Origin of the sequence: Pseudomonas sp. GM49, from assembly GCF_000282355.1 — a bacterium.
In the GTDB taxonomy this organism is placed as follows: domain Bacteria; phylum Pseudomonadota; class Gammaproteobacteria; order Pseudomonadales; family Pseudomonadaceae; genus Aquipseudomonas.
Genome location: NZ_AKJL01000322.1, coordinates 1 through 9,856 on the forward strand (window position 1 = coordinate 1; position 9,856 = coordinate 9,856).

The 9,856-nt window shown below is 61.4% G+C and carries 8 protein-coding genes; 3 read left to right on the forward strand and 5 right to left on the reverse strand.

The window, feature by feature from the left end; translation table 11 throughout:
* Positions 1–57 precede the first annotated feature (57 nt).
* The 3 genes from PMI29_RS01700 to PMI29_RS01690 form a co-directional block, all read right to left on the reverse strand.
* Complete coding sequence (locus PMI29_RS01700; RefSeq protein ID WP_008004066.1) at positions 58–1,359, reverse strand: NAD(P)/FAD-dependent oxidoreductase; 1,302 nt, start codon at positions 1,357–1,359, stop codon at positions 58–60.
* The gene (locus PMI29_RS01695; RefSeq protein ID WP_008004068.1) at positions 1,356–2,444 is read right to left on the reverse strand and encodes a polyamine ABC transporter substrate-binding protein; all 1,089 of its coding nucleotides are present in this window, start codon (positions 2,442–2,444) and stop codon (positions 1,356–1,358) included. Before PMI29_RS01695 ends, PMI29_RS01700 begins: the two co-directional genes overlap by 4 nt.
* Positions 2,445–2,595: 151 nt before the next feature.
* A complete protein-coding gene (locus PMI29_RS01690; protein WP_007983933.1) occupies positions 2,596–3,954 on the reverse strand; it encodes a glutamine synthetase family protein in 1,359 nt (452 codons plus the stop codon).
* Positions 3,955–4,116: 162 nt separating this feature from the next.
* On the opposite strand from PMI29_RS01690, the gene PMI29_RS01685 reads away from it, so the two are divergent.
* Positions 4,117–5,049, forward strand: a complete 933-nt coding sequence (locus tag PMI29_RS01685; protein ID WP_008004070.1) for a helix-turn-helix domain-containing protein — start codon at positions 4,117–4,119, stop codon at positions 5,047–5,049.
* Here PMI29_RS01685 and PMI29_RS01680 read toward each other — a convergent pair.
* The gene (locus PMI29_RS01680) at positions 5,046–5,642 is read right to left on the reverse strand and encodes a helix-turn-helix domain-containing protein (protein WP_008004072.1); all 597 of its coding nucleotides are present in this window, start codon (positions 5,640–5,642) and stop codon (positions 5,046–5,048) included. The two genes, PMI29_RS01685 and PMI29_RS01680, sit on opposite strands and share 4 nt — an antisense overlap.
* A 178-nt stretch (positions 5,643–5,820) precedes the next feature.
* Positions 5,821–7,782, reverse strand: coding sequence for an oxidoreductase (locus tag PMI29_RS01675; RefSeq protein WP_008004074.1), 1,962 nt, complete (start codon positions 7,780–7,782; stop codon positions 5,821–5,823).
* Between the two features lie 314 nt (positions 7,783–8,096).
* Here PMI29_RS01675 and PMI29_RS01670 point away from each other — a divergent pair, with 314 nt between their 5' ends.
* Complete coding sequence (locus tag PMI29_RS01670; RefSeq protein WP_008004076.1) at positions 8,097–9,146, forward strand: ABC transporter substrate-binding protein; 1,050 nt, start codon at positions 8,097–8,099, stop codon at positions 9,144–9,146.
* 75 nt (positions 9,147–9,221) lie between these two features.
* Positions 9,222–9,856: class II aldolase/adducin family protein (locus tag PMI29_RS01665; RefSeq protein WP_008004078.1), on the forward strand; the 635-nt coding region annotated here is incomplete at its 3' end.

The window sequence follows — 9,856 nt, forward strand, 5'->3', positions numbered from 1 at the left end:
TCGCTTCGCAACCCAACGGGGGCAAGCCCCCTCGCCACAGGGTTTTGTGTACCCGAACTAACCGAGCATTTCCCGCATCCGATACCAGAACATGCCAAGGGCCAGCAGTGGCGAGCGCAAGGCACGGCCACCGGGGAAGGTCATGTGTGGCACGGCGCTGAACACGTCGAAGCCTTTGCTGTGTCCGGCATGGATCGCTTCGCCCAACAGCCTGGCGCACCAGTGGGTCACGTTCAGGCCATGGCCGGAGTAGCCCTGGGCGTAGAACACGTTCGGGTGCTGGCTCAGGCGCCCGACCTGCGGGAAGCGGTTGGCCGAGATGCCGATCTTGCCGCCCCACTGAAAATCAATGCGCGCATTGGCCAGTTGCGGGAACACCTTGAGCATCTGCGGGCGCATGTAGGCAGCAATGTCCGCCGGATCGCGCCCGGAGTAGTGGCACGCGCCGCCGAACAGCAATCGCCGGTCAGCCGAGAGCCGGTAGTAATCCAGCCCGACCTTCTGGTCGCACAGCGCGAGGTTGTGCGGGATCAGTTTTGCAGCGGCCTCTTCCGACAAGGGTTCGGTGGCGATGATATAGCTGCCTGCCGGGAGTACTTTGCCGCTGAGCTTCGGTTCGAGCTCCTCCAGATGGGCATTGCAAGCCAGCACCAGCGTGCCCGCACGCACAGTGCCACCGGCACAGCGCACTTGCACGGTGCTGCCGTGGATCAGCTCCAGCACCGGACTCTGCTCAAAGATCTGCACGCCAAGGGACTCGGCGACTTTCGCTTCGCCGAGCGCCAGGTTCAGCGGATGCAGGTGGCCAGAGCCCATGTCCACCAGGCCGCCCGCGTAAACACCGGAATTCACCACGTGTTCACGGATCTGGCCAGGTTCGATCAAGCGGGTTTCATGGGCGTAACCGGATTCAAGCAATTCTGCGTGCTCGGCCTTCAGCCCGACGAAGTGCGCCGGGGTGTTGGCCAGTTCGCAAAAACCCCAGCGCAGATCGCAATCGATGCCGAACTCACGGATACGATTACCGACCAGTTGCACCGATTCCGTGCCGGCATGCTCCAGATACCGCACCCCTTCGGCCCCGATATGCCTGGCAAAACCGCTGACGTCATGGCCGATGCCGCGAATCAACTGGCCGCCATTGCGCCCGCTGGCGCCCCAGCCGATCCGCCGGGCTTCCAGCAGGATCACCGAGAGCCCGCGCCGGGCCAGCTCGATGGCGGTGTTGATGCCGGTGAAACCCGCGCCGACCACGCAGACATCGGCCACCAGATCCGAGGCCAGCGCGGGGCGCTGCTTCATGCCCCTGGCGGACGCTGCGTAGTAGGAGAGGGTGTGTTCCTTGGTGTACTGATTCATTTGTTGGACTTCACTTTGCTCCACGAACGGGTCATCAGGCGCATGATCGACTGCGGCGGCGTGGTGGAGATGTAGAGTTTGTCGAGGACTGCCTGGGATGGATAAACCTCGGGATTGCTGACCAGCTCAGGGTCCATGTACTGCTTGGCGGCCGGGTTCGGGTTGGCGTAACCGACCGACGCGCTGACCTTGGCAATCACTTGCGGGTCCAGCAGGTAGTTGATGAAGGTGTGGGCCTGTTGCGGATTGCCGGCATCAGCGGGAACGGCCAGCAGGTCGAACCACAAATTCGCGCCTTCCTTGGGAATGGCATAGGCGATGTTCACGCCGTTCTTGGCTTCCTTGGCGCGGTTGGCGGCCTGGAACACGTCACCCGAATAGCCGAAGGCTACGCAGATATCGCCGTTGGCCAGGTCCGACACGTATTTGGAGGAATGGAAGTAGGTGATGTAAGGGCGGATGGCCAACAACCTGGCTTCGGCCTTTTTGAAGTCCTCAGGGTTTTCGCTACGCGGGTCCATACCCATGTAGTTGAGGATTGACGGGAACACTTCATCGGCCGAGTCCATCATCGAAACGCCGCACGCGCTGAGCTTCTTGATGTTTTCCGGTTCGAACAGCACGGCCCAGGAATCGATGTGGTCGATGCCCAGCACCTGCTTGACCTTGTCGACGTTGTAACCGATGCCGTTGGTGCCCCACAGGTAGGGCACGGAGTGTTCGTTGCCCGGATCGTTTTTCTCCAGCAGCGCCAGCAGTTTCGGGTCGAGGTTCTTGAAATTCGGCAGTTGCTCGCGATCGAGCTTGAGGAAAGCACCGGCCTTTACCTGGCGGGCGAGGAAGTGGTTGGACGGCACCACCACGTCATACCCGGTGCGACCGGCGAGCAGTTTGCCCTCCAGGGTTTCGTTGGAGTCGAAGACGTCGTAGATCACCTTGATCGCGGTTTTGGCCTGGAAGTCGGCGAGGGTGGTTTCGCCGATGTAGTCGGTCCAGTTGTAGACGCTGACCTGTGGCTGAGCCTGGGCGCCGGCACTGAACATCGCTGCCAGCGCGACCGGAACCATGGATTTCAATAGACGCATATCGACACCTCTTGGAGTTATTGGATTCTTCAGGTGATTCTTTAGTGGTCTGTCGGCCCTCATCGCGAGCAAGCTCGCTCCCACAGGGGAACGCATTTCAAATGTGGGAGCGAGCTTGCTCGCGATGGGGTCATTACGGACGGTGAAGATCTCAGACGCTGAGCATCAGGAACTCACGTTCCCAGGAGCTGATGACCCGTTTGAAGTTCTCGTGCTCGGCGCGTTTGACCGCGACATAGCCCCGTACGAACTTGCTGCCCAGGTAGCGGCTGACGGTGTCGCATTCTTCCATCTGGGTCAGTGCGTCCTCGATGGTGATCGGCAGGCGCAGATTGCGACGCTCATAGGCACGGCCCTGTACCGCGGCGCTCGGTTCGATGCGCTCGACCATGCCCAGGTAACCGCACAGCAGGCTGGCGGCGATGGCCAGGTACGGGTTGGCGTCGGCGCCCGGCAAACGGTTCTCGACACGCATGGCGTCCGGGCTGGAGGTCGGCACGCGCAGGCCGACGGTGCGGTTTTCTTCGCCCCACTCGACGTTCACCGGTGCCGAGGTGTCCGGCAGGAAGCGGCGGAACGAGTTGACGTTCGGCGCGAACATCGGCAGCACTTTCGGGATGTACTTCTGCAAGCCACCGATGTGATGCAGGAACAGTTCGCTCATGTTGCCATCGGCATCGGCAAAGATCGGCTGGCCGGTGGCAATGTCCACCACGCTCTGGTGAAGGTGCATGGCGCTGCCCGGCTCATCGCCGACCGGCTTGGCCATGAACGTTGCCGCCACGTTGTGCTTGAGCGCCGCTTCACGCATGGTGCGCTTGAATACGGTGATCTGGTCCGCCAGGTCCAGTGCGTTGCCATGACGGAAGTTGATTTCCATCTGTGCCGGGCCGTCTTCGTGGATCAGCGTGTCGAGGTCCAGTCCCTGCAATTCACACCAGTCATAGACGTCTTCGAACAGCGGATCGAATTCGTTGGCCGCGTCGATGGAGAACGACTGACGACCGCTTTCGGCACGGCCTGAGCGGCCCATCGGCGCCTTGAGCGGCAAGTCCGGGTCTTCGCAGCGCTGGGTCAGGTAGAACTCCATTTCCGGCGCGACGATCGGCCGCCAGCCTTTGTCGGTGTACAGCTGCAAGACTTTCTTCAACACGTTGCGCGGTGACAGTTCGATCGGGTTGCCGAACTTGTCGAAGGTGTCGTGGATCACGATGGCGGTCGGCTCGATGGCCCATGGCACCACGTAAACGGCGTCGGCGTCCGGCTTGCAGACCATGTCGATATCGGCCGGGTCGAGCAGGTCGTAGTAGATGTCGTCGTCGACAAAGTCCCCGGTTACCGTTTGCAGAAGGACACTTTCCGGCAGGCGCATGCCTCGCTCATGCAGGAACTTGTTGGTCGGTGCAATTTTGCCGCGTGCAATGCCGGTCAGGTCGCTGACGACGCACTCGACTTCGGTAATCTTGTGATCTTTCAGCCAAGTGAACAGCTGATCGAAAGGGACATTCATAAAGACCTCGTTATTGGTTTTATTAACGCCAGGAGAGGCCGGTTTCATCCGCCGGACACTTCCCCTGTAGCGCGTTGACGTCTATCTTGGGCGAGCCTTGCAGTTCCATCTATCCACTTTAAGCAGCACAAAGCGCACCAAAAGAGTGCGTAAGGTCGCCCCATGACAGGTTCCAATTCCCTCCAGGTCCAAGCCTTCAACACCGCCGATGTCGCCGAGCAAATCCGCGCCACACCGGGTTGGGTCCAGCATTACCAACAGATGTCGCCGGGGCATTTCGCAGGTCTTGTGCGCTATCTGGATCTGCAGGGCGTGGAGATTTACGAAGAGTCGATGAACACCCGGGTCGAGCAGAATTTCAGTGCGCCCCAGGGCTCGTTGTCGTTCTGTTTCGATCGTGGCGACAACGCGCTGTACGTGTTGAATGGCGAGAGCCGCAACATCTGGATCACCCCGGAGAACTACCAGGAAATCGCCGTGGTGTTCGGCCCGGAGTTTGTACAGCGTCACAGCCTGGACATCGCCCGGCTCGAAGGGCTGTTCATGGCGCCGCTCAACTCCCGGCAAAACGCGCTGTTCTGCCGCTGGCTCAGCGGGACGTTGACGCGGCTGTCGCAGACCTTCGATCCACCGAGCCGCGAAGCGCTGACCCAACAGTTGCTGGAAGACTGCCTGTTCATTCTCGACAACGCCTGTGTCGGCCTCGACCAGGGTGCCTTGCAGCGTCGGGCCGGGGAGCGGGCGATCATGAAGCGGGTCGGGGAATGGGCGGCAGACACCCCGGAAGAACACCTCAACTTGTTGGAACTGTCTCAAGTTGCGGGGGTTTCACTGCGCCAGTTGCAGCATGCGTTCAAGACCTACACCGGCATGACGCCGACCCAATGGCTGCGCCTGCGCCGACTCAACAGCGCCCGCCGCGAGCTGCTCAGCCGCACGCCGATGCAAACCACCGTGGCCGAAGTGGCCATGCACTGGTCGTTCTGGCATCTGGGGCGGTTTTCCAGCAGCTATCGGGCGCTGTTCAAGGAGTTGCCGAGTGACACCCTCAAGCGTGCGAGTGTCTCCCCGCCAATCGGGCGCGGCCGGCGTTAAAACGTCGGCGGCGTTATCACCCAGATCACCACCGCATCCACTTCGCCGGGATTGCCATAGCGGTGCGGTTCCTGGCTGGAAAAGCTGAAGCTGTCGCCTTCATTGAGCTGGAAATAGCGCTCGCCGACCCACAGTTCGAAGCTGCCGGACAGCAGATAACCGGCTTCTTCGCCATCGTGGCTGTAGCTTTGCTGGCTGTAGGTGCCGGGCGGGAAACGCGAGTGCAGCATTTCCAGTTGGCGGTTGGCTTGCGGCGTCAGCAACTGGTCGACGATGCCGTCTTCGTAATGCACGTTCAGGCGGCTGTGCTTGCGCACGACAATGCCGTCATCTTCCGGGTCGGTGACCGCTTCGCTGGCGAAGAACCACTGGATGGTGACGCCGAGGCTGCGGGCAATGTTGAACAGCGCCGGAATCGACGGGTAGGCGAGGTTGCGTTCCAGCTGGCTGATGTAGCCGGCGGTGAGTTCGCTCTGTTGCGCCAGTTCCGCCAAGGTCATGCCCCGGCGTTTGCGCAGGCCGCGAATGCGTGTGCCGAGAAAATGCGGTTCGGCGTTGCCGGGGGCGGGCTGTGTGGTGGTGCTGTTGCTCATGGTCAAATCCGAACCGGGAGGAGTGGCGCAAATCCCTGTAGGAGCGAGCCTGCTCGCGATGGTCGCCAACGATAACGCTGGAAGCCTGACACCCAGCGGTGTTCACGGGTTCATCGCGAGCAGAGCTCGCTCCTACAGGGTTGGTGTTAGCCGTCTAAGCCCCGGAGTATAAACAGCCTCAGAGCTCCCACGCGACTTTCAGGCCTTCATAAATCGCTTCTTCGGCGGTACGCGGCGCGAGGCAGTCGCCGATGCGGCGAAACTCAACCAGCCCTTGCAGTTCGGCGCCCAGGGTATCCACCGGTTGATGGCCCTGGCACAACACCAGCGTATCGATGTTTTCCATCAGCATCGGTTCGCCACTGGCGGTGTGTTGCAGGTAGACGGTGTTGTCATCGCAGCCGTACAAGCGCGCATACGGTGTGATCGGCACACCCAGTTTATGCAGTTCGCCGGCCAGTTGATCGCGTACGTACAGCGGCAGGGTTTCCCCGCAATGGGTGCCGTTGACCGCCAGTTGCACCTGGTGCCCGGCGCGCACCAGGCGTTCGGCGATGCCGGGGCCGATCCAGTCGCAGCGCCAGTCGACCACCACCACCGAGCGGCCGATCCGGACTTCATCGCGCAGCACTTGCCAGGCGTCCACCACCTGCAACTCACCGCCGCGTTCGAAGGGCGGCCAGTAAGGCTCGGCACCGGTAGCGACGATCACCATGTCCGGTTTTTCCTGTTCCACCAGCGCCCGGTCGACCCGGGTGTTGCGTACCACGCGCACGCCGGCCAGTTCCATTTCTCGCTGCAGGTTGGTGCTGGCGCCACCAAACTCACTGCGCCGTGGCAGCATCTGCGCGAGCAACACCTGACCGCCCAGTTGTGAACCGGCTTCGTAAAGGGTCACGTCATGTCCGCGCTGGGCCGCGACGGCAGCGGCTTTCATGCCGGCCGGGCCGCCGCCGGCGATCATGATGCGTTTGCGATTTATCGCTTGTCGGCGTTCAGCAAAAATCAGTTCGCGACCGGTTTCCGGGTGCTGGATGCAGGAAATCGGCAAGCCTTTGTGAAAGTGCCCGATGCACGCCTGATTGCAGGCGATGCAGGCACGTACATCTTCGACGCGGCCGGTGTCGGTCTTGTTGGGCATTTGCGGATCGCAGATCAGCGCCCGGGTCATGCCGCAGACATCGGCCTGCCCCCGGGCCAGAATCAGTTCGGCTTCCTGGGGCTGGTTGATACGCCCGGTGACGAACAACGGAATGTTCAAACTGGCCTTGAACGTCCCGGCTTCCCTGGCCAGGTACGCCGCTTCGATCGCCATCGGCGGCACGATATGCACCGCGCCACCAAGGGACGCCGAGGTGCCGGCGACGATGTGCACGTAATCGAGCTGCGTTTGCAGCGACTGCACGGCGGCCAGGGATTCGTCTTCGGTCAGGCCTTCGGGGTCGCGTTCGTCAGCGGAGATGCGCAGGCCGATGATGAACTGCTCATCGGTCGCCGCACGCACGGCTTTGATGACTTCACGCAGGAAACGCAAGCGCTGTTCCAGCTCACCGTTGTAGCCATCGGTACGCCGGTTGACCCGCGGATTGATGAATTGCGCCGGCAGGTAACCGTGGTTGGCCACGACCTCTACACCATCGATTCCAGCCTGATGCAGGCGCCGGGCCGCAGCGGCATAACCGGCGACGATCTCGTCGATCATGGCCTGATCGAGTGCGCGGGGCATCACCCGGAAGCGCTCGTTGGGCACCGACGATGCGGAGTAGGCCACCGCCAGCAGTCCATCGCTGGACTCCATGATCTCCCGCCCCGGATGGAACACCTGGGACAACACCACGGTGCCGTGGGCATGGCAGGTTTGCGCCAGTTTGCGGTAGCCCTCGATGCACGCATCGTCGGTGGCCATCAGCACGTGGGAGGTGTACCGCGCACTGTCATGCACGCCGGCCACTTGCAACACGATCAGCCCGGCACCGCCTTCGGCACGTGCCCGGTGATAGGCAATCAATTGTTCATTGACCAGGTTATCGGTAGGCATCGACGTATCGTGCCCACTGGACATGATGCGGTTTTTCAGGCGCTTGCCACGGATCTCCAGGGGTTCGAACAGGTGCGCGAAGGCAGGTGTCGAGGTGGGCATGGTGCGGTTACTCCAGGCAGGCTGACCTGTGTAGGAGCGAGCTTGCTCGCGATGGACGTCAACGATAACGCTGGGTACCTGACACCCCGCGGCGTTCTCAGGTCCATCGCGAGCAAGCTCGCTCCTACAGAGGCATCAGGTTTTCGGTTGTTATTATTGGCCTATAGAAATTTACCTTCAGTAAAAAATCAACTTGTTTTTTTACTGTGGCGTGGAGTAATTTCATTTCGAGCCCGCTCCCGGGCCGTACCTCACAACAATAAAAAGGGCTGCGCCGGCCTCTGTCCGGGCGGCACCTGCAAGAGGAACCATTGATGAAATCGCACACGCTCAAGCACGGTTTTTATCCCCTGGTGATGACCCTGGCCATGGGCCTGGGCAGCGCTCAGGCAGCATCGGACATGGTGGTGGTCGGTTACGGCGGAGCCGGACAAAAAGCCCAGGACGTGGCGTTCTTTCAACCTTTCGCCGCCGTGGATCAAAGCAAAGTGATCCAGAGCGAATACAACGGCGAGATGGCCAAAATCAAAGTGATGGTCGACACCGGCAACGTCGACTGGGACGTGGTGCAGATCGAAGGCCCGGACTTGATGCGCGGCTGCGAGGAAGGCATGTACGAGCGGCTGGACTGGACCCGCCTGGGCCACGCCGACCAGTTGATCCCCGAAGCGGCACAGGAGTGCGGGTCTGCCGCGCTGGTGTGGAGCGTGGCGATTGCCTACGACACCGACAAGCTGGCCCAGGCCCCGACCTCGTGGGCAGACTTCTGGGACGTGAAGAAAACCCCCGGCAAGCGCGGGCTGCGTAAACGCGCGGTGTACAACCTGGAATTTGCCTTGCTGGCGGACGGAGTCAAGACCGAAGACGTCTACAAAGTACTCGGCACCCCGCAAGGCGTGGACCGGGCATTCGCCAAACTTACTGAACTCAAGCCTTATATCCAGTGGTGGGAGGCGGGCGCGCAACCGCCGCAATGGCTGACCGCCGGCGATGTGGTGATGACCTCGACCTACAGCGGGCGCATCGCCGACGCCGCGCAGAAAGGCAGCCACCTCGGCCTGGTCTGGCCCGGCAGCCTGTATGGCATGGATTACTGGGCGATCATCAAGGGCTCCAGGCATGTGGATCAGGCCAAGCGTTTCATCGCGTTCGCCAATCAGCCGGACGCCCAGGTCAACTACGTGCAGCAGATCCCCTACGGCCCGACCAACATCCAGGCTGCGGCGCGGCTGGACGACAAACTGGCGCAATGGGTGCCCACCGCGCCGCAGAACCTCAAGGGCGCGTTGTCGATGAACGTCAGCTTCTGGGTCGATCATGGCGAAGAGCTGGAAGAGCGTTTCAACGCCTGGGCCAGCAAGTAAACGCGGATGGCTGGACGTGCCCAAGCGTCCAGCCTTACTGTCTGCCTCTGCCGATCAGCCTGGAGAACCACAACAATGAACAAAATCGCCACCCATCTGGCCCCTGGGCGCAGCGCCACCGAGCAGCGTCTGCGTGAGGAACTGGCGGCCTGTTATCGCCTGATTGCGCACTTTCGCATGACCGATTTGATCTTCACCCACATCTCGGTACGCATTCCGGGGCCGGAGCATCATTTTCTGATCAACCCTTACGGGCTGATGTTCGACGAGATCACCGCGTCCAATCTGGTCAAGATCGACCTCGATGGCCACGCTGTGGAACCGTCGCCGTACCCGGTCAATCCGGCCGGTTTCGTGATCCACAGCGCCATCCATGGCGCCCGTGAGGATGCGCAATGTGTGCTGCACACCCACACCAAATCCGGGTGTGCGGTGGCGGCGTTGAAGTGCGGGTTGTTGCCGGTGAACCAGATTTCCATGGAGTTCTACGGTCGCGTCGCTTATCACGATTACGAAGGCGTGGCGCTGGACCTGAGCGAGCAGCAACGGCTGGTGGCGGACCTGGGCGACAAATCGGTACTGATGCTGCGCAACCATGGTTTGCTCACGGTGGGTGAGACGGTGAGCCAGGCGTTCCTGCGCATGTACTACCTGGAAAAGGCCTGTGAGATTCAATTGGCGGCGCAAGCTGCCGGTGAAGTTGTTCTGCC